This is a genomic window from Ruegeria sp. N11 (genome assembly GCF_056531525.1).
The window spans coordinates 37,653-56,616 of record NZ_JBQFLX010000012.1 but is presented as its reverse complement, the minus strand read 5'-3'; the positions used below and the strand labels follow the sequence as shown (position 1 = coordinate 56,616).

Genomic DNA, 18,964 nt, shown 5'->3' with positions numbered 1-18,964 from the left:
CTTAGAACGCCGCAGCCAGCCGCGTGCCCTGATTGATTGCCCGTTTGGCGTCCAGTTCGGCGGCCACATCCGCGCCGCCGATGACATGTGGCGTAATCCCGCGTTCGATCAGCGCATCCGCCAGACTACGCTCGGACACCTGACCGGAACACAGAACGATCGTGTCCGCTGCAATCACCGTCGGGTCGGCGCGTTCTTCGCCAAAGCTGACATGCAGGCCCTCATCATCGATGCGCTCATAGTTCACGCCGCCCACGAAATTGACGTCCTTCATTTTCAGTGTCGTTCGATGAATCCAGCCGGTAGTTTTGCCCAAACCTTTGCCATGCGCCTGTTTTTTGCGCTGCAGCAGCGTGACCTGACGTTTTGGCGCTTCGGGTTGCGGCCCTTCCGGCGCAAGGCCCGAGCGGTGCTTGGCCGGGTCAGTAACACCCCATTCCTTCATCCAAGCGGGCAGGTCAGTGGTCGGGCTGTGGCCCTCTTCGACCAGATACTCAGACACGTCGAACCCGATGCCGCCCGCGCCGATCACGGCCACGGACTTCCCGACCTTGGCCTTGTTGCGCAATACGTCGACATAGCTGAGGACATTGACCCGATCCTGCCCCGGAATCTGCGGATCGCGCGGGGTGACGCCGGTGGCAATCACCACTTCGTCATATCCGGTCAGGTCCTCTGCCTCCACCTCGCGGTTCAGTTCCAGCTTCACGCCAAGATCGCTCATCATGGTGCGGTACCAGTCGACGAGGCCCCAGAATTCTTCTTTCCCCGGAACCTGCTTTGCCATGTTCAGCTGGCCGCCGATTTCGGCGGCGCGGTCGAACAGCGTCACGTCGTGACCACGCTGGGCGGCGGTCATCGCGGTGGACAGTCCGGCAGGCCCTGCGCCAACAATGGCAACGGTTTTTGGCGCCTCCGCCTGGGAAATCACCAGCTCAGTTTCATTGCAGGCACGCGGGTTGACTAGGCAGGTGGTCAGCTTGCCGCTGAATGTATGATCCAGACAGGCCTGATTGCAGGCGATACAGGGCGCGATCTTTGCGCCGTCGCCAGCGATGGCCTTGTCCACGAAATCCGCATCCGCCAGCATTGGCCGCGCCAAGGATACCATGTCGGCGCAACCGGTCGACAGAACTTCTTCGGCCACTTCGGGTGTGTTGATCCGGTTCGAGGTGATCACCGGGATCGACACCTTGCCCATCAGCTTTTTGGTCACCCACGCAAAAGCTGCGCGTGGGACGCTGGTGGCAATCGTCGGAATTCGCGCTTCGTGCCAGCCGATTCCGGTATTCAGGATCGTAGCCCCCGCCTTTTCGATCTCCTGCGCCAGTTGTACAACTTCGTCATGGGTCGAGCCGTTGGGGATCAGATCGATCATGGACAGGCGATAGATGATGATGAATTCGGCGCCCACTGCCTCGCGCGTGCGGCGCACAACCTCGATCGGCAGGCGCATCCGGTTTTCGTAGGAACCGCCCCAGCGGTCGGTGCGCTTGTTCGTGTGCGTCACAAGAAACTGGTTGAGGAAATACCCCTCGGACCCCATGATCTCGACCCCGTCATAGCCCGCTTTCTGCGCCAGAACGGCGGCAGTCACGATGTCGCTGATCTGCTTCTCGATACCCTCTTCATCCAGCTCATGCGGGGGAAACGGCGAGATCGGGGATTTGACCGGGCTGGGGGCCACGCATTTGGGGCCATAGGCATAACGGCCCGCATGCAGGATTTGCATGGCGATCTTGCCGCCCGCGTCGCGCACGCGCTGGGTCACGATGGAATGGTTCGCCACTTCTGTCTCGTTGGTCATCATCGCCGCCCCGGGCAGCACCGATCCCTCAAGGTTCGGGCCAATTCCGCCTGTCACCATCAACGCCACGCCGCCCCGCGCCCGGTCGGCATAGAATTCGGCCACCCGGTTCCAGTCGCCGGTTTCCTCAAGCCCCGTGTGCATCGACCCCATTAACACGCGGTTTTTCAGCGTGGTAAAGCCCAGATCCAGCGGGGCCAGCATGTTTGGGTACGCAGTCATGGCGGAACTCTCCCTCGTAAACTCGGCTGATAGATTGACGTTCGCGTCAACATTGTCACGTGAAACCTAACGTCATACTCTTTGCCTTCGCCGTGCCGCTTGTTACAGACGCTACACAGCATTTTCACGAGGCCGCACATGACACCTGAAGAAATCGCCAGACTGCCGTATCGTCCCTGCGTCGGGCTGATGCTGATGAATGGCGAGGGCAGGATATTCGTCGGTCAGCGTAACGACCGCCACGCCGAGGCCTGGCAAATGCCGCAAGGTGGCGTGGACAAGGGCGAAGACCCCCGCGATGCGGCCCTGCGCGAACTGATGGAAGAGACGGGCGTGACCGCGGACCTGGTTCAGATCGTGGCCGAGACCGACGGCTGGCTGCCCTATGATCTGCCGCATGACATCGTTCCGAAAATCTGGAAGGGCCGCTTTCGCGGGCAGGAGCAGAAATGGTTTCTGCTACGCTTTACAGGCCGTGATGATCAGATCGATATCCAGACCGAACACCCGGAATTTACCCGCTGGAAATGGCAGGAACCCGCACACCTGGTCGACGAGATCGTTCCGTTCAAGCGGGACGTGTACCAAAGTGTGTTGGAGGCCTTTGAAGAATACCTGTCCTAAGTCAGGCGTCCGTCAGCCGACTTGACTGCGTGATGACTATGCCTTGCGCCTACCGGCACAACGGCCCACCGCCGCGTCGGGCGGTGTCGAAATGAAAATGGCCTTTGTGAAACCGGTCTGAATCTGGGCCGAGAACTGTTCCGAACAGACCACAGGCACCCTTGTGCAGTTCACGCAAAACGTCGCTGTTGTCCTCATCTGTCCAACCGTCGCCCACCGTGATGATGGTGCCGTCCCAGAGCACAAAGGAAGAAATGTCCACGGCACGGCCCCTGGCGTGTTCCGACAGGCGCGCGCGCGGCCGGTTGTTCTGCGTCCGACAGGCGTAGTGGCCTGCAAGCCGCATTCCTTTCAGGCCGCCGCCCTGATCCGCGAATGCCGGCTTGGCCGTGTTTTCAATCCAGGTCTTCAGCGTGATTGCGGTTTCGCAATCCATCAACGCCAATTGACTGAGCGCAACATCCGAGATCTTTCGGACACGAACCGGGTTCGCGATCCTGCACCCCCTGTATGGCCCCGATATCTGTTTGAGCGTTTCGCCCAGAATGGTCCAGTCTTTGCACACCGCACCCCGATTGCGCATTCGTTCGCGTCCCAGGGCAATGTTGCGGAACTTGCAGGGTCTTAGTTGCGGTCGCCGCGACTCGGTGACTTCGGTCCCGGGTGTTTCGGCAGGCAGGTCCGATGCCTTGTCCGATTCAATCGCGCCGATTTCAAAGGCAACCAGATCGACCGCGTTTCGCACCGGGCTTTCGGCACAGTCCGGTTCGGCCTGCGCTGCGGCGGCCCATAGCACCAGAAGTGCGACCAGACCCCGCCTCAACGCGCTGAATCCATAGAAAGGTTCTTCACATTCAAATTCCGGGACGCCGCTGACTTGTGGGCACATCCGGATCGGGAACGGGTAAAGAATGGTCCCAGAAAGGAATTATCGCATTTACGTGCCAAATTAAGTTTCGCTTTTCAAACAGTGCCAGAACGCCGGGAGCAGCGAAGGGCTTCGGCTGAATGATAAGAAGAAATGCCTTCGGTTGTTAAACAGTTTTTTCCAAGCGATCAGAACACGTCGGCGCAATGTTACGCAGAAATACCCGCGCCCGATCCGCCGATCCTGAAAAAGAAAACCCGCCAGCCGATCCGGCAGGCGGGTCAGGAACGCATCCATGCAGGGGTCAGAGCAATCCTTCTTCCCGCAACAGCGCAACCAGATCCGCCTCGGGCCTGGGTCCGATATGGCTGATGACTTCACGGGCGCAGATATTGCCGATCCGGGCGCATGTCTCATAATCCCGGCCTGTGGCCATACCGAACAGGAACCCGGCAGCGAACTGGTCGCCTGCGCCGGTCGCATCCACCGGTACAACCTTCTGAACGGGAACGTCGATGCGCTGTCCTTCGTGCAGAATCGTCACACCGTCGCCTGAGCGGGTGCATACGACCAGCCGACAAATCTCGGCGGTTTTGGCCAACGCTTCTTCCAGGTCGTCAGTTTCGAACAGCGACTTGATCTCGGCTTCGTTGCCGATTACGAAATCCAGCTCGTTCTCGATCAGCAGAAGGAAGTCCACCCGGTGGCGTTCCACGCAGAAGGGATCTGAAATGGCGATACCCGCCTTGCCGCCGCCTTTGTGGCAATTGCGCGCGGCCTCAAGGAACGCGGCCTTGCCCTTTTCCTTGTCAAACAGATAACCCTCAAGAAACATGATCTGGCTGTTGCCTGCCACGTCGGCCGGAACGTCCTTGGACGACAGTTCCGAGGAAATCCCCAGATAGGTGTTCATCGACCGTTCCCCATCTGGAGAGACAAAGATCATTGAACGCGAGGTCGGCAGTTCACCACCCGGGACCGGGGCGTTCACGAAATCCACACCGTCTTCGTTCATCGCGTTGGCATAGAACCGGCCCAGCGCATCGTCATGCACCCGACCGATGAAGGCAGCGTCCAGCCCAAGCGCTCCGGCCCCGGCGATGGTATTGGCCACCGAGCCACCGGGCGTCTGGACCCGACTGCCCATCGCGGCGTACAGCACCTCGCCGCGCTCGCGTTCGATCAGTTGCATGATGCCTTTCTCGATGCCCATCAGCTCAAGAAAGCTGTCATCGGCTTGGGAAATCACGTCAACGACGGCATTTCCAATGCCGACAAGCTGGTAGGTTTTCATAGGTTCTTGTCCTCAAATTGACAGAGATCGCGGATAATGCAGGTTCCGCACAGAGGTTTGCGCGCTTTGCAATGATAGCGGCCGTGCAGGATCAGCCAGTGATGCGCGTGCAATTGGAAATCGGCCGGAATGTTGTCTTCGATGGCACGCTCGACGGCATCCACGTCCTTGCCGGGGCAGATCCCGGTTCTGTTTCCAACGCGAAAGATATGGGTGTCCACCGCCTGCGCCGGTTGCCGCCACCACATGTTCAGCACCACATTGGCCGTCTTGCGCCCCACCCCCGGCAGCGATTGCAGCGCGGCACGGGAGTTGGGAACTTCGCCGCCATATTCCTCGACCAGAATTCGGCTCAGCTTGATGACGTTCTTGGCTTTCTGTCGAAACAAACCGATGGTCTTGATGTGTTCAATCAGACCCTCTTCGCCCAGTTCCAGCATCTTCTGCGGTGTATCTGCGATCATGAACAGCGCGCGCGTGGCCTTGTTGACACCCGCATCGGTTGCCTGCGCCGAAAGCGCCACCGCCACGACTAGGGTGTAGACATTCACATTTTCCAACTCGCCTTTGGGTTCCGGGTCGGCTTGTTGAAAGCGTGTGAAGATCTCTCGGATCGTGTGGTAGTCGAGTTGTTTAGCCATCCAGAACGGTATGCCCTGCCGGATCGCTGCCCGCAATTAAAAAGGCGGGAAATTGGCAATACGAATGGCCGAGTGTCGGGGCTGCTATCGGAGTTTCACGCCTATAGCCCTCGGAGCTCCGCCCCATTTGACTCCAACCGCTCCTTGACCTTCGCCCAGTTTGCTGGATTAGCAGCCAGAACAGCCGTCGGGTCTATGTGCACCCGATACCCCCGGTTCAGCGCCCCCTGCGCCGTCTTGTTGACGCAATGACAACCATCAAGGCCGGTCAGGATCAGTGTTCCGATCCGATTGTATTCCAAAAACTGTTCAAACGCATTCGAGGAAAAGGCATCACCTATGGATTTCACAAATTCCGCGTCCGCATCCAGCCCGAGGCGCGGATCGGTCTCGATCCCGGCTGACCCTTCATTGCCACGCCCCTGATTGAACCAGCCGTTCAGAAGGTTCGCCAGCTTTCCGTTGAAAACGTGCCGAATGGCGATCACGGGCATTCCGGTTTCGCGGGCCTGCCTGACGGAGTCTCTGATGTTCGAAATGGCACCATCCAACTCCGCTGCATCCCATCCGGGTATTGAGGTGAAATCAGTCTGCATGTCGATCACCACCAGCGCCGTTTCAGGACGAGCGGCCAGATCAATTGCCGGTCCGGTTGTTGGCGTGCCGATCCTGCGAATTTCATTGAGAACATAGAGAACCGCGATCACACTTCCAGTGACGATAATCCAAAGAACCGACATCTCATACCTCCTCAGTCAGATTGGCAAAAAACCGAGTGAGCGCCAGTTGCACCTTGTGGTGAGTCGCAAGCTCTTCGGGAGAGAAGTCTGTGGAAAAACTGGCCAGTTTTGACATTTCATCTGTTCTGATCGCAGTGATGATGTCTTGGCCCGCAGGTGTCAGCCGATAGCAGTAAGAACGCGCGCGCTTGGGGTTGGCGCGACTGTCGACCAGACCGGCCTTCATCACTTCCTGCAGGATGCGCGCGACGTATTGCCGTTTTAGCTGCAACTCGATGCACAACTGTGGGGCTGTCGCTCCGGGGAAAAGGGATAACCCCTCAAGGATCGCACGTTGTCCAACAGTTACGCCTTCGCGATTGCTGCCGCGTTCAACCGCGGCTGTAATGTTGCGCAGCAGGGGCCGCGTGGCCTGAACTGCCTGATAGAGCTGATCCAACGAATGTTCCATGCCCTCAATCTTGATGGGTGCAAAACGATTCGTCAACTCAGTTGACAAAAATATGCGCAGGTTCCGGGTCGCGGCATTGGTCTGAGCGCGGTAATGTTAATGCAAGCGAAGAGGTGCAACATGAACGTCCAGAATCCAGAAACCGGCTATCACTACAACGTCATGCGCCGGGCCATCGATCTGATCGACCAGGGCGGCGAGGCGCTCAGCCTCGAAGAGCTTGCTCGCCAGATGGACATGAGCCCCGCGCATTTTCAGCGGTTGTTTTCGCGCTGGACCGGGGTGTCTCCGAAACGTTACCAGCAATATCTGACGCTGGGCCATGCAAAGGCACTGCTGAGGGAACGGTTCACCACATTGGAAACCGCGCACAATGTCGGCCTGTCCGGCAGTGGCCGCCTGCACGATCTGTTCCTCAAATGGGAATCCATGAGCCCCGGCGAATATGCCCGCAAAGGCGAAGGACTGGCGATCTTCTGGGGCTGGTTCGAAAGCCCTTTTGGCCCGGCTTTGGTCATGGGAACGGAAAAGGGCATCTGCGGTATCGCGTTTGCGTCCGAGACGGGCGGGGAAGCAGCGATGGAGGACATGGTCGCGCGCTGGCCGAATGCGGAGTTTGTGGAAAACTCCGAACGCCTGAACCCTTGGGTGCAAGGTGCCTTCGGGCCCAGCCGCGCCGAGACGCCGCTGCACCTGCTTGGCTCACCTCTGCAGATCAAGGTGTGGGAAGCACTGATGCACATCCCGTCAGGTCAGGTCACGACCTATTCCGAAATTGCGCAGCGGGTCGGTTCGCCACAAGCCGTGCGCGCCGTGGGAACAGCCGTGGGCCGCAACCCGGTAAGCTGGCTGATCCCCTGCCACCGCGCCCTGCGCAAATCCGGCGGGTTGGGCGGCTATCACTGGGGGTTGCCGGTGAAACGCGCGATGCTGGCATACGAAGCCGCGCAGGCGGATGCCTGACGCCCAGTAAGCGAGGCACCCTCGGGTGCCGCGCATCTGACTTGTTGTGGCGCGTTACTCTGCCGCCCAGCCGCCGACGGCTTTGACTTCCAGAAAATCCTCAAGCCCCCAGACGCCGCCTTCGCGCCCATTGCCGGATTGCTTCATGCCGCCAAAGGGCGAGCCGGCACTGCGGGACTGGCCATTCATCTCAACCATGCCGGACCTCAGGGCGCGGGCCATCCGGTTGGCGCGCGCACCGTCCTGTGTCTGGACATAGTTCGTCAGGCCGTAGGGCGTGTCATTGGCGATCCCGATGGCCTCTTCCTCGGTGTCGAAGGGGATCATGGTCAGGACCGGGCCAAAGATCTCTTCGCGGGCGATGGTCATCTGGTTGTTGGCATCGGCAAACACGGTGGGTCGCACATAGTAACCCTTGTTCAAACCTTCAGGCCGACCGGTGCCGCCCGCGACCAGGCGCGCGCCTTCGTCAATGCCTTTCTGGATCAGGTCCTGAATCTTGGTCCACTGCACCTCATTCACGACCGGGCCAATGTGGCGACCTTCTTCGGCGGCGCTGCCGACAGTGACCTTACCTGCCACTTCGGCCGCCGTTTCGACCGCCTGATCATAAATCGGACGTTGCACCAGCATACGGCTGGGCGCGTTGCAGCTTTGGCCCGTGTTGTTCATCATGTGCAGAACACCGCGCTTGACCGCCTTTTCGTCCGCGTCGGCGAAGACGACATTGGCGCCCTTGCCGCCCAGTTCCAGATGAACTTTCTTCAAGGTATCAGCCGCGCTTTTCGAAATTGCGGTCCCAGCACGGGTCGAGCCGGTGAAGCTGACCATATCCACATTCGGATGCGCAGACAGTTGCGAGCCGACCCCGGCGCCATCACCGTTGACGAGGTTGAACACACCGGGCGGAAAGCCTGCCTCGTCCATCATCTCGGCAAAGATCATCGCGTTCAGCGGGCTTTGTTCCGAGGGTTTCAGCACCATGGTGCAGCCCGCGATCGCCGCCGCACCGACCTTGAGCGTGATCTGGTTCATCGGCCAGTTCCATGGGGTGATCAGGGCCGCCACGCCGACGGCCTCGTAGATGATTCGGTCATTTGGGGCGTGATCGCCCAGCGGACGCTCGAACTCAAAGGTTTTGGCGGCCCGGATGAAGTTCTTCAGGTGCCAGATACCTGCACCTGATTGCTGGGTGCGCGCCATGTCGATCGGCGCACCCATCTCAAGCGACATCGCCTGCGCCAGATCTTCGCTGCGGGTCTGGTAGATATCTGCAAGTTTTTCCACCATTGCGATCCGCTGCGCCACCGGTGTCGCCATCCAACCCGGCAGAGCCGCCTTGGCAGCAGCGACTGCAGCGTCGGTATCCGCCTGCGAGCCCAGTGAAATCACCGCACATGGTTCCTCGGTCGAGGGGTTGATGACGTTGAAATCCTGGGGCGCTGACGGCGCGACCCACTGTCCGTTGATGTAGAAATTGCGTTTCTCGATCATGGCCTGTCCTCCTGACCCTGTTGCTCCGGCTTCGGGCTCGGCGTCACTCTGTCATTGCCGCCAAATACGGGCAAGAGATAATTTGATCAAATTATTTCTGCGAATTGCTGACAGCTTTGCCCTGCATATGGTTTAACAATTGCGGAAAGTGTTTAGGTTTACGGCAACCGACTCGGTTTTTTCACAGGAAAGGAGATGCCCCATGGGTTTGCGCATCAACGATACCGTCCCGAATTTCACTGCAGAAACGGATCAGGGCACTGTTCAGTTCCACGATTGGATCGGCGACAGCTGGGCCATCCTGTTTTCGCACCCCAAGGATTTTACCCCGGTCTGCACCACCGAATTCTCGGCTGTGGCGCAGCTGAATGATGAATGGGCTGCACGTAACACCAAAGTGATCGGCGTGTCCGTCGACGGTGTGGAAGATCACAAGAAATGGAAAAAGGATATCGAGGCCTATGGCAATGCCAACCCCGGTTTCCCGATTATCGCCGATGACGGTCTGGCGGTATCCAAGGCCTTTGACATGCTGCCTGCCGAAGCCTACCTGCCCGATGGCCGCACACCTGCCGACAGCGCCACGGTGCGGTCGGTCTTTATCATCGGGCCGGACAAGCAACTGAAGCTGTCCATGACCTATCCGATGACTGTCGGCCGCAACTTTGCCGAGATCCTGCGCGCGCTGGACGGGCTGCAGATGAGCGCGAAGGGCGTTGCGACCCCAGCAAACTGGGTGCCGGGTGAGGATGTGATTATCCCGCCCACCGTGTCGAATGAAGATGCCAAAGCGAAGTTTGGCGAGTTCGAGACGATCTTCCCCTATCTGCGCAAGACCAAGGCGCCGTCGTAACGGCTGCCTGGGTCCAAGGGGGGGCTGCCTCCCCCCATCGCGCCCCTCGGGGCGCGATTTCTCCCGAAGGTACTTTCTATCTGATTACGGCAGTGGTCTCTGTGGGTGCAGGTGTAGCTTCGCCCGATAGGCAGCGCGCTTGAATTCCCGTGTCAGCTTGTCGCTGAGCGGCGGTTTTGTCTGAATGGTGGAGCCGCCTATTTCCCGCGCCACTTCACGGTTGCCGCTGCCCAGCAGGGCGTGGATCGGCTGGCCGGTCAGCCAGTGCATTTGCTGAAACGTGTCCACCGGGCGGTCGATTTCGTTGGTTGCGGCCAGCAACCGTTCTGCGGCGCGCCGGCCAACCATCTGGCACACGCATTGCAATCCGATGACTTTCGGCAGGATCAGTTTCAAACCGTTCTGTTCCGCCAGGGTCTGCACCGGCACTTCGCGCTGTTTCACCGGGATACGGATATATTGGTCGGGGGTCGCAAGAGAGTCCAGCATGTCCAGTGCTTGGGCCATGCGGGGGGGGTCTATGCGCAGATCATCCTCGGTGATGATGGCCAGTTCGATCTGTTCATCGACCATCTTTTTCCAGATCCGCCTGTGGCTTTCGAAGACGCCGATTTCAGCGGGGCGCAGTGGAAACGGATAATGGGGGCGGTGCAGGTTGCCGGGATGCAGACTGACATGCGCGATCTGGTCCGGATCGCGACCATTCACGGCCTCGAACAATTCGGCATTGGGAAGGTCTTGGCACAACTGATCGGCATTGGCGCGGCGCGCTGTGCTTGAGGACATATGAATGACAAAGGATCGCATGCCCCCGTGCATAGATCACGAGGGCACGCGGGGAAAGCGAAACCGGAGGGAAACACTTTCCCGTACCGCGTCAGAACTTGTAACGCAGGCCGAGATTTATGCTGAACGTATCCAGATCGTCCTCGACCGACCCGGTCAGCGCGCCGTTTGGCGCCAAACGATCGGACGAAACATCAAAGGCGCGCGAATAGCGGGCATCGGCGATGAAGGCGGTGTTGTCATTGATGTCATACGCCGCCCCGGCAATCAGTTGTGCAGCAAAATCGGTGCCGCTGTCGTTCAGCTCAACCCCCGGACCATAGGCGAAGTCCAGATCTGAATAGGTCGCACCCAGACCAAAGCCGAAATAGGGTGTCAGCGGTCCGCTTTGTTTGATGTCGAACAGGATGTTCGCATACAGCGAGGTCTGAGTGACATCGCCCGAGATATTGCCCTCGGTCGCCGGTCCGTTGCCAGTGAAGTTCACCCCGTCCACATCATTTTCGCGATAGGACAATTCCAGCTCGATCCGGGTTCCGATCCTGTCGTTGGACCATTGCGGAACTTCCGTCCCGATTGCCACGCCAAGCCAATAGCCCGAGTCGAAATCGGTATCAACTGATTGGTTTGCGCCACCGATCGAGCCCGAAAAATCGCTGTCCTGCAACCGGCTGTAGCCGGCGAAGCCCTGAATATAAGCGCCCTCGGTCAGGCTTTGCGCGCCAGCGGCGGAAACGCCCAGGCCAAATGCGGCAGAGGCGAGGATGAAACGGGTGATCATGGTCATGTCCTTTGTTCCGTAAGATGCACGGGGCACATGTGGGGCGGATCGGAACAAACGAAAGCCGGTTCCCGATCAACTCGGGTCACGGTGGATTTGAACAGTGTGAGTGAATAATTTCGCCGGTGGCATCGGCCCTATTGGCAATGGTGCAAGCCGCTCTAATGTATGAGGAAAACAACCGCAGGCGCATGAGATTGCGGCTCACGCGCCCGCATCGTCTTAGTGTATGAAATGCAGGGTCGAAAAGCTTTGCCGCCAGTCTGAAACTTGCCCCGCTATATCCTTTTTTGCCAGACCGTCTGCAATCAGCGCGGCCAGATGTTCGGCGTCGGCCGCAGTCATGCCCCACCGGACCAGTTCCGGTGTTCCGATGCGCAGGCCGTTCAGATCGCCGGCGACAGCGTTAACGGGCAACCCAATACCACAGGCCAGGAAACCCGCATGCCGCAGTGTTTTTGAGGCCGCTTGCCCGCCACCATAGGGTTCCGCCAGCACGGCGAACTGATGCGAGGCGGTAAAGCCCCCGGCACCCGCAAAAACCGGAACCCCTCTGGCATCCAACGCTTCGGCCAGCGCTTTGGCCATCGCAATCATCGCCGCCGCGTATTCGGCACCAAAATCGCGCCAGTCCAGCATCGTCAAAGCCAGGGCCGCCGATTTGGCCGCGTCGAAATTGGCCGTCATGCCGGGAAAGGCGATGCGATCCAGCGCCTGCGCGATCTCGGCGTCATTGCTGACGATCAGTCCCCCCGCTGGCCCGCCCAGGCTTTTGTAGGTGCTCATGGTCATGAAATGCGCGCCTTCGGCCAGCGGGTTGCGCCAAGCCTTTCCGGCAATGATCCCACATTGATGCGCGGCATCGAACATGACCTTGGCATCGATTTCATCAGCGATGGCACGGATTTCGGCGACCGGATGTTCAAACAGGTTCAGGCTGCCGCCAATCGTGATCAGGCGAGGCCGTTCCGTCAGCGCGATCTGCCGCAACTGGTCCAGATCGACCGTATACCCATCGGGATTGACCGGCGCTTCGATGGTTCGCAGGCCGAACAGCCCGGCACAGCCGGCCAGGTGATGGGTGACATGCCCGCCGATTGACGCGGGTGGTGCGATGATCGTGTCGCCCGGTTTGCAGGTGGCCATAAAGCCGTAAAGATTCGCAATCGCCCCAGAAGGTACCCGGATTTCGGCATATTTCGCATCGAAAATCTCGGCACACAGCTCGGCCGCGATCACCTCGATCTCTTCAATGGCTTCCAGGCCCATCTCGTACTTGTCGCCGGGATAGCCCAGCGAAGGGCGCGAGCCGATGCCCGAGGCCAGCAATGCCTCGGCCTTCGGGTTCATTACGTTTGTGGCAGGGTTGAGGTTGAAGCACTCTTTCTCGTGGATGTCACGGTTTCGTGCCACAAGCTGGTCAATCCGCCCCAGCAGATCTGCCGAGGACGCCTGTGCCGTCCTGGCCGCGATATCCTGCACAAGTGTCTCGCATGCCGCAGGGACCCAGGCCCGTTGTTCGATTGTCATATCCGTGTCCTCCATTTGCGGCCAAGATTGATCACTTCGAATGACAGCGCAAATCAGATTTGCTATTTCTTGGCGTAGAAAAGCTAAGGCTAGGAAATTGCCCGTTTCACCACGCCGCCCCAAGGGGCCACCCATGAACGCCCTGCGCGCCTTCGAGGCCGCGGCGCGTCACGGCAGTTTTGTCGCCGCTGCGGATGAACTGAACGTCACGCCCGGTGCGATTTCCCAGCATATCAAGGCGTTGGAGGGCTGGGCAGGGGTGACATTGTTCCGCCGGAATGCGCAGGGCGTACAGTTGACCCCGGCTGCCCGCAGTCTGAGCCGCGAATTTACTGAGGCCTTTGACGCGCTTGCATCCGCGACGCAAAGCCTGAGGAACCAGCAACCCAATGCGGATATCCATATCGCCGCTCTGCCGTCGGTCGCGCAGCTTTGGCTGCCCGCCCGGCTTGGGCGGATCCGGAAAATCTATCCTGATATCAATTTCTCGGTCACCGCGCTGGAATCACCGCCCAGCCTGACGCGCGAGTTTTTCGACCTGTCCGTATTCTTCGCCATCCCCGATGGCAGCGCCGAGCAGGTGGTCCTGGCCAGGGATATCATCTTTCCCGTCTGCACTCCGGCAATGGCCGAAGACGTCGCAAAGGGTCGCGATCCAGGCACCCTTCCATTGCTGCACGATCAGACATGGCAGGACGATTGGGCGATCTGGTCGGATAAATCCGGGCGGGCGCTGGCTGATCCGCAAAAAGGGCCGCGCTATTCCCTGTACAGTCTGGCTGTCGAGGAAGCCAAATCCGGGGCGGGGGTCTTGATGGGCCATGCCTGCCTGATCGAACAGGCGCTGCGCATTGGATTGCTCTGCCCGTTGTTTCCCGAAAGATGCGAGAGCGGCCTGTCACTGGTCCTGAACCGCCCGCACAGGACCCGGCGCAGGCCAGAGGTCGATGAAATCGCCGACCTGCTGAAACAGAGCGTTCAGTCGCCGGAAACCCGACCTGAAAACCAAAGCCCATAAAAAAGACCCCGGCCAAAGCCGGGGTCTTCTGTATCTCCGAAAAAGGGGCAGATTACTCTGCACTTTCCTCTTTCTTTTCTTTCTTCTCGGGGACGATCTCTTCACCGGTTTCCTGATCGACGACTTTCATCGACAGGCGAACCTTGCCACGATCGTCAAAGCCCAGCAGCTTGACCTTCACTTCCTGACCTTCCTTCAGAACATCCGACGGATGGTTCAGGCGGCGATTTTCGATCTGGGACACGTGCACCAGACCGTCGCGCTTGCCAAAGAAGTTCACGAAGGCACCGAAGTCGACGATTTTGACCACTTTACCGGTATAGACCTGACCTTCTTCCGGCTCGGCCACGATCGAATAGATCATGTCATAGGCCTTCTTGATCGATTCACCATCCGGCGAGGCGATCTTGATGACGCCGTCGTCGTTGATGTCGACCTTGGCACCCGAAACCTCGACGATCTCGCGGATGACCTTGCCACCCGAGCCGATTACTTCGCGGATCTTGTCGGTCGGAATGTTCATGGTCTCGATGCGCGGAGCGTGGACCGAGAATTCGTTGGTCTCGGACAGGGCTTTGCCCATCTCGCCCAGGATGTGCATCCGGCCTTCTTTGGCCTGTGCCAGAGCGGTTTCCATGATCTGCGGCGTGATGCCTGCGACCTTGATGTCCATCTGCAGCGAGGTGATGCCGTTCTCGGTACCCGCCACCTTGAAGTCCATGTCGCCCAGGTGATCTTCGTCACCCAGGATGTCGGTCAGAACGGCGTACTCACCGTCATCTTCCAGGATCAGACCCATGGCCACACCGGCAACCGGTGCTTTCAGCGGAACACCCGCATCCATCATCGACAGCGAACCGCCGCAGACAGACGCCATCGAGGACGAGCCGTTGGATTCAGTGATCTCCGACACCACGCGGATGGTGTAGGGGAAGTCGGTCGGCGCAGGCAGAACCGCCTGCAGCGCACGCCATGCCAGCTTGCCGTGGCCGATCTCACGACGGCCGGGCGAACCAACGCGGCCAACTTCACCAACCGAATACGGAGGGAAGTTGTAGTGCAGCAGGAAGTTCGATTTGAAGTTGCCGTGCAGCGCGTCGATGAACTGCTCGTCATCACCAGTGCCCAGCGTGGTCACGGCCAGCGCCTGCGTTTCACCACGGGTGAACAGGGCGGAGCCATGCGTACGCGGCAGCAGCGAGGTTTCGGCTTCGATGGCGCGGACATCAGTGGTCGAACGGCCGTCGATGCGTTTGCCGCCTTTGACGACGTCGCCGCGCAGGATGCCAGCTTCCAGCTTTTTCATCGCGGAACCCAGGTTCGCGTCTTCCAGCTGTTCCTCGGTCAGCGCTTCCTTGATCGCTTCACGGGCAGCGGCAACAGCGGCGGTGCGCTCCTGCTTGTCGGTGATCGCGAAGGCGGCGCGCATCTGCTCTTCACCGGCTGCGGCAACAGCGGCGTAGAGGTCCGAATAATCGGGCGCTTGGAAATCGAACGGCTCTTTAGCGGTTTCTTCGGCCAGATCGATGATCAGGTCCAGAACCGGCTGAATCTGCTCGTGCGCAAAGTTCACGGCGCCCAGCATTTCGGCCTCGGACAGCTCGTACGCTTCGGACTCCACCATCATCACGGCGTTCTTGGTGCCGGCGACAACCAGATCCAGACGCTGTTCGGGGTTCAGGCGCAGGTCCTGCATGTCGTCCACGGTCGGGTTCAGGACGTATTCGCCATCCACGAAACCAACACGGGCACCAGCGATCGGGCCCATGAACGGCGCGCCCGAGATGGTCAGGGCAGCCGAGGCGGCGATCATCGCAACGATGTCGGGGTCGTTGACCAGATCGTGGCTCAGCACGGTGCACATCACCAGAACTTCGTTCTTGAAGCCGTCAACGAACAGGGGGCGGATCGGACGGTCGATCAGACGCGCGGTCAGCGTCTCTTTCTCGGTCGGGCGCGCCTCGCGCTTGAAGAAGCCACCCGGAACCTTACCGGCGGCATAGTATTTCTCTTGGTAGTGCACGGTCAGCGGGAAAAAGTCCTGACCGGGCTTTTGGCTTTTGGCAAAGGTCACGTTGGCCATGACGCTGGTTTCGCCCAGCGTGGCAATCACGGTGCCGTCCGCCTGACGGGCAACCTTGCCGGTTTCCAGTGTCAGCGTCTCTTCGCCCCACTGAATCGATTTCTTTGTTACATCAAACATATGCGTATCCTAGAAGGGAGCACTCCCGGCCCTCCGGGTCTCCCGTTTGCATGGCGGCCCCATTGCCGCCGACCCCACTTTATCTTCCATTCGAGTGCCGGGGTCAGGGCACAACGTCTCAGATACCCGCGCGCATACATGAGTTTTGGCCCGAAGGGAAGGGAAACCGGATGCCGATAGCGAAAGGGTGCCGAAAGCGTTTAGAAAGACCGTTCGCGCGATTTGCGCAGCGCGCGGATGTCTTGCGGGGGCTCTGCCGTCGGCGCGGTTGTGGCACTTGGTGCACCTTTGTCTTTGGACTTTAAAAGCGCCAAAGCAGATACGGACCAGAGCCACGCATTCAGCCACAGCAGTGCGCCGCTTACGACGAGCCCTCTCAGGATGATCTCAAGGTCGAAGTCAGGCAAAGTCTGGACGGTCAAGATCGAAAACATGGACAAAATGATGGGAAGTAATGCGTAAACCGCCGTGAGTATGCCGAAATAAATCTGCAGGAAAATCGAAACGAAAAAGACGCAGAACAGCGGGATAAAGCTGCGCCTGAACCCGCTAAAAAACGCATGGCTTGGCGCACGCAGCCCAGCGGATTGTGCGGCACTTGCCATAGGCACTGCCATGACCGCGTAGAATGCGGCTAATACGAGAAAAAAAATGATTAATTTGCTGCCCACTGCGATTAGCGCGAACGCGACCTGAGTGCTTTCGGCTGCATTTTGCAGAGCGCTCCAAGAGAAGGGTTCACCCACCTGCCAGATGGCAAACAAGATAGCGGACAGGTTCACAATGAAGGTCAGGCACCACAGTGCCGCCGCAAAGAACAATCCGTACATTACCGAATACAGAACCAAAGCCTTGTAATCCGTGCGCCGCGTTTCCCCCTTCAATGCCAGAGCAGCGCGTATCCCGAACAGGCTGATGAAGGCGCTTGTAATCGGCTCGCTGACGTGACCGGCCAGCCCGAGGGTGAAAACATCCAGAACCATCCACACAACTATTGAGGCGAGGCTGATCGCAAGGATGGGGAAATCATGCGGGGAGTGACGCGGAGCGACAGCACGAATGAGTTCAGAATTAGAAGCATTTAACAGGCTTTCGGCATAGCCTTAAGTTGTGCAGGCAGACACACCTCAACCCACTGGCAATGTCAAATGCGTGGGTCGACCGCTCTAAAAAAAGAGGTTCGATGGCCACAACAAAAAACGCCCGCCAAAATGGCGGGCGTTTGAAACAAATGCAAAAAGCGATTAGCGGCGGATGCCCAGCTTTTTGATCAGGTCCTGGTAGCGCGCTTCTTCCTTGCCTTTCAGGTAGTCCAGCAGCTTGCGGCGCTGAGCAACCATCTTCAGCAGACCACGACGACCGTGGTTGTCTTTCTTGTGGGTCTTGAAGTGCTCGGTCAGGGTGTTGATGCGCGAGGTCAGGATGGCAACCTGAACTTCAGGCGAACCGGTGTCGCCCTCTTTGGTTGCGAATTCTTTCATGACGCGTGTTTTTTCAGCGGCAGTGATCGACATCGGGGTCTCCTTTGAAAGGTTAGAGTGAATGGCGCAGGCCGGGATGTCGTCCAGCGCAGGCCCATGGAGAAAACCGCACCGATTCCGATGCGGATGCGCGCGTATAGGCGCATTTGCGGCAAATGGCAAAGGGAATCTCCTGGCTCAGTCCTGAAGGCCCAGCTGTTCCAGTTCTGCTTCGGTCATGAATTGGATATCATCTGCCGTGATACCTTCGGCACCGAGCAGATGCGCCACATCCTGCCCGTTGACCATCACCCGGATCAGGTTTTCGTCTTCGGCGTCGGTTTCCAGACGAATATCGGGTTCTTCAGCGTCATTCCAGGAAATCAGCAACTTGTCCTGCCCTGGCTGAAAACCCATTACTGCGACCTGATCGTCGTCGTCCTCGGGGCTCAGAACAAATGTATCCGCGTCCTGTCCGCCAGTGACGATATCGCCGCTTTCCGCCAGAATCGTGTCTTCCCCTGCGCCACCGTTCAGGAAGTCTGCTGATTGTTCCGCGTCGCCATCGTCGCCTGAAATAAGATCATCGCCATCGCCGCCGAAAACGACGTCTTCACCGGCCCCGCCGCTTAGCGTGTCATTGCCATAGCCGCCCTGCAGGACATCATCGCCTTCCCCGCCGGTCAGAATGTCATCGCCTTGCCCACCAATAAGCGTGTCGTCACCCTGCCCACCGTGCATCTCGTCCGAACCGCCGTGTCCATAAAGCTCGTCATCCCCGCAATCGCCATTCAGAAGATCATCCCCATCCATGCCATGAATCAGGTCATCGCCTTCTGCACCGGACACGATGTCGTTGCCGGTGTCCCCGAACAACATGTCGTCCTCATGGCTGCCTTCGATGATCAAATTGTTGTCCTGAACGTCAATCGGATCGTCCCCGGACGCGTCTGTTTGCGTCTCGGTGTCATCGCCCGTTTCGGGGACTTCAGTGCCCTCGAACTCGGGTTCTTCAGTTCCGGTGGGCAGGTCTTCAACCTCGGGAGGGGCCGGGTCATCGACATTGTCGTCGATTTCCAGAAACGCCCCCTGGCCAGCGTCATCCGGCTGATCCAGTGCGACGTCGTCATCTGATTCTTCATCTTCGGACGAAAAGATATCGCTGACCGCGTAGGCGGCACCGCCCACGGCCGCCAGTCCAAGCAAACCGATCAGAAACATGAAAATCC

General features: G+C 59.0%; 19 protein-coding genes. 4 read left to right on the top strand and 15 right to left on the bottom strand.

The features are described from left to right. Position 1: 1 nt before the first annotated feature. Positions 2 to 2,029 carry a 2,4-dienoyl-CoA reductase FMN-binding domain-containing protein gene (locus tag ACR0J8_RS13960; RefSeq protein ID WP_480522959.1) on the bottom strand — a complete coding sequence of 676 codons (2,028 nt, stop codon included), beginning with the start codon at positions 2,027 to 2,029 and terminating at the stop codon, positions 2 to 4. A gap of 138 nt (positions 2,030 to 2,167) precedes the next feature. On the opposite strand from ACR0J8_RS13960, the gene ACR0J8_RS13955 reads away from it, so the two are divergent. Further along, the gene (locus ACR0J8_RS13955) at positions 2,168 to 2,653 is read left to right on the top strand and encodes an RNA pyrophosphohydrolase (protein ID WP_480522958.1); all 486 of its coding nucleotides are present in this window, start codon (positions 2,168 to 2,170) and stop codon (positions 2,651 to 2,653) included. 49 nt (positions 2,654 to 2,702) lie between these two features. On the opposite strand, the gene ACR0J8_RS13950 is transcribed toward ACR0J8_RS13955, so the two are convergent. The 6 genes from ACR0J8_RS13950 to ACR0J8_RS13925 form a co-directional block, all read right to left on the bottom strand. Further along, on the bottom strand, positions 2,703 to 3,476 hold the full coding sequence (locus ACR0J8_RS13950; RefSeq protein WP_480522957.1) for an extensin-like domain-containing protein: 774 nt from the start codon (positions 3,474 to 3,476) through the stop codon (positions 2,703 to 2,705). 126 nt (positions 3,477 to 3,602) lie between these two features. Beyond that, the gene (locus ACR0J8_RS13945) at positions 3,603 to 3,818 is read right to left on the bottom strand and encodes a hypothetical protein (RefSeq protein WP_480522956.1); all 216 of its coding nucleotides are present in this window, start codon (positions 3,816 to 3,818) and stop codon (positions 3,603 to 3,605) included. A gap of 7 nt (positions 3,819 to 3,825) precedes the next feature. Further along, positions 3,826 to 4,815, bottom strand: coding sequence for an adenosine kinase (locus ACR0J8_RS13940; RefSeq protein ID WP_170679888.1), 990 nt, complete (start codon positions 4,813 to 4,815; stop codon positions 3,826 to 3,828). Further along, a complete protein-coding gene (nth, locus tag ACR0J8_RS13935; RefSeq protein ID WP_480522955.1) occupies positions 4,812 to 5,456 on the bottom strand; it encodes an endonuclease III in 645 nt (214 codons plus the stop codon). The genes ACR0J8_RS13940 and nth overlap by 4 nt, the downstream gene beginning before the upstream one ends. A gap of 101 nt (positions 5,457 to 5,557) precedes the next feature. Next, positions 5,558 to 6,196, bottom strand: coding sequence for a cysteine hydrolase family protein (locus tag ACR0J8_RS13930; protein ID WP_480890739.1), 639 nt, complete (start codon positions 6,194 to 6,196; stop codon positions 5,558 to 5,560). Position 6,197: 1 nt separating this feature from the next. After that, the gene (locus ACR0J8_RS13925; RefSeq protein WP_480522953.1) at positions 6,198 to 6,647 is read right to left on the bottom strand and encodes a MarR family winged helix-turn-helix transcriptional regulator; all 450 of its coding nucleotides are present in this window, start codon (positions 6,645 to 6,647) and stop codon (positions 6,198 to 6,200) included. Positions 6,648 to 6,767: 120 nt separating this feature from the next. On the opposite strand from ACR0J8_RS13925, the gene ACR0J8_RS13920 reads away from it, so the two are divergent. Further along, a complete protein-coding gene (locus ACR0J8_RS13920; protein ID WP_480522952.1) occupies positions 6,768 to 7,610 on the top strand; it encodes a methylated-DNA--[protein]-cysteine S-methyltransferase in 843 nt (280 codons plus the stop codon). 54 nt (positions 7,611 to 7,664) lie between these two features. Here the strand turns inward: ACR0J8_RS13920 and ACR0J8_RS13915 are convergent, their stop codons facing one another. Then, on the bottom strand, positions 7,665 to 9,104 hold the full coding sequence (locus ACR0J8_RS13915) for an aldehyde dehydrogenase family protein (protein WP_480522951.1): 1,440 nt from the start codon (positions 9,102 to 9,104) through the stop codon (positions 7,665 to 7,667). A 202-nt stretch (positions 9,105 to 9,306) separates the two neighbouring features. On the opposite strand from ACR0J8_RS13915, the gene ACR0J8_RS13910 reads away from it, so the two are divergent. Then, entirely contained in the window at positions 9,307 to 9,957 is a 651-nt protein-coding gene (locus ACR0J8_RS13910) for a peroxiredoxin (RefSeq protein WP_170613045.1), read from the top strand. 84 nt (positions 9,958 to 10,041) lie between these two features. Here ACR0J8_RS13910 and ACR0J8_RS13905 read toward each other — a convergent pair whose 3' ends face one another. The 3 genes from ACR0J8_RS13905 to ACR0J8_RS13895 form a co-directional block, all read right to left on the bottom strand. Continuing rightward, complete coding sequence (locus ACR0J8_RS13905; protein WP_480522950.1) at positions 10,042 to 10,764, bottom strand: glycosyltransferase family 25 protein; 723 nt, start codon at positions 10,762 to 10,764, stop codon at positions 10,042 to 10,044. Positions 10,765 to 10,834: 70 nt separating this feature from the next. Further along, positions 10,835 to 11,524, bottom strand: a complete 690-nt coding sequence (locus ACR0J8_RS13900; RefSeq protein ID WP_480890734.1) for an outer membrane protein — start codon at positions 11,522 to 11,524, stop codon at positions 10,835 to 10,837. Positions 11,525 to 11,746: 222 nt separating this feature from the next. Continuing rightward, entirely contained in the window at positions 11,747 to 13,054 is a 1,308-nt protein-coding gene (locus ACR0J8_RS13895) for an aminotransferase class I/II-fold pyridoxal phosphate-dependent enzyme (RefSeq protein WP_480522948.1), read from the bottom strand. Positions 13,055 to 13,187: 133 nt separating this feature from the next. On the opposite strand from ACR0J8_RS13895, the gene ACR0J8_RS13890 reads away from it, so the two are divergent. Further along, positions 13,188 to 14,072, top strand: a complete 885-nt coding sequence (locus ACR0J8_RS13890) for a LysR family transcriptional regulator (protein WP_480522947.1) — start codon at positions 13,188 to 13,190, stop codon at positions 14,070 to 14,072. A gap of 52 nt (positions 14,073 to 14,124) precedes the next feature. Here the strand turns inward: ACR0J8_RS13890 and pnp are convergent, their stop codons facing one another. From pnp to ACR0J8_RS13870, 4 genes are all read right to left on the bottom strand, one after another. Next, on the bottom strand, positions 14,125 to 16,275 hold the full coding sequence (gene pnp, locus ACR0J8_RS13885; RefSeq protein WP_480522946.1) for a polyribonucleotide nucleotidyltransferase: 2,151 nt from the start codon (positions 16,273 to 16,275) through the stop codon (positions 14,125 to 14,127). A gap of 200 nt (positions 16,276 to 16,475) precedes the next feature. Next, positions 16,476 to 17,105, bottom strand: a complete 630-nt coding sequence (locus ACR0J8_RS13880) for a hypothetical protein (protein WP_480890729.1) — start codon at positions 17,103 to 17,105, stop codon at positions 16,476 to 16,478. Positions 17,106 to 17,519: 414 nt separating this feature from the next. Then, positions 17,520 to 17,789: a 30S ribosomal protein S15 gene (rpsO, locus tag ACR0J8_RS13875; protein ID WP_170613058.1), complete on the bottom strand. Its 270-nt coding sequence runs from the start codon at positions 17,787 to 17,789 to the stop codon at positions 17,520 to 17,522. 144 nt (positions 17,790 to 17,933) lie between these two features. Then, complete coding sequence (locus ACR0J8_RS13870; RefSeq protein WP_480890726.1) at positions 17,934 to 18,956, bottom strand: calcium-binding protein; 1,023 nt, start codon at positions 18,954 to 18,956, stop codon at positions 17,934 to 17,936. Between the last annotated feature and the right edge of the window lie 8 nt (positions 18,957 to 18,964).

Coding starts and splice junctions, on each gene's coding strand:
- ACR0J8_RS13960 (WP_480522959.1), bottom strand. CDS start 2,029: ATGACTGCGTACCCAAACATGCTGGCCCCGCTGGATCTGGGCTTTACC.
- ACR0J8_RS13955 (WP_480522958.1), top strand. CDS start 2,168: ATGACACCTGAAGAAATCGCCAGACTGCCGTATCGTCCCTGCGTCGGG.
- ACR0J8_RS13945 (WP_480522956.1), bottom strand. CDS start 3,818: ATGGATGCGTTCCTGACCCGCCTGCCGGATCGGCTGGCGGGTTTTCTT.
- ACR0J8_RS13940 (WP_170679888.1), bottom strand. CDS start 4,815: ATGAAAACCTACCAGCTTGTCGGCATTGGAAATGCCGTCGTTGACGTG.
- nth (WP_480522955.1), bottom strand. CDS start 5,456: ATGGCTAAACAACTCGACTACCACACGATCCGAGAGATCTTCACACGC.
- ACR0J8_RS13930 (WP_480890739.1), bottom strand. CDS start 6,196: ATGTCGGTTCTTTGGATTATCGTCACTGGAAGTGTGATCGCGGTTCTC.
- ACR0J8_RS13925 (WP_480522953.1), bottom strand. CDS start 6,647: ATGGAACATTCGTTGGATCAGCTCTATCAGGCAGTTCAGGCCACGCGG.
- ACR0J8_RS13920 (WP_480522952.1), top strand. CDS start 6,768: ATGAACGTCCAGAATCCAGAAACCGGCTATCACTACAACGTCATGCGC.
- ACR0J8_RS13915 (WP_480522951.1), bottom strand. CDS start 9,104: ATGATCGAGAAACGCAATTTCTACATCAACGGACAGTGGGTCGCGCCG.
- ACR0J8_RS13910 (WP_170613045.1), top strand. CDS start 9,307: ATGGGTTTGCGCATCAACGATACCGTCCCGAATTTCACTGCAGAAACG.
- ACR0J8_RS13905 (WP_480522950.1), bottom strand. CDS start 10,764: ATGCGATCCTTTGTCATTCATATGTCCTCAAGCACAGCGCGCCGCGCC.
- ACR0J8_RS13900 (WP_480890734.1), bottom strand. CDS start 11,524: ATGATCACCCGTTTCATCCTCGCCTCTGCCGCATTTGGCCTGGGCGTT.
- ACR0J8_RS13895 (WP_480522948.1), bottom strand. CDS start 13,054: ATGACAATCGAACAACGGGCCTGGGTCCCTGCGGCATGCGAGACACTT.
- ACR0J8_RS13890 (WP_480522947.1), top strand. CDS start 13,188: ATGAACGCCCTGCGCGCCTTCGAGGCCGCGGCGCGTCACGGCAGTTTT.
- pnp (WP_480522946.1), bottom strand. CDS start 16,275: ATGTTTGATGTAACAAAGAAATCGATTCAGTGGGGCGAAGAGACGCTG.
- ACR0J8_RS13880 (WP_480890729.1), bottom strand. CDS start 17,105: ATGTACGGATTGTTCTTTGCGGCGGCACTGTGGTGCCTGACCTTCATT.
- rpsO (WP_170613058.1), bottom strand. CDS start 17,789: ATGTCGATCACTGCCGCTGAAAAAACACGCGTCATGAAAGAATTCGCA.
- ACR0J8_RS13870 (WP_480890726.1), bottom strand. CDS start 18,956: ATGTTTCTGATCGGTTTGCTTGGACTGGCGGCCGTGGGCGGTGCCGCC.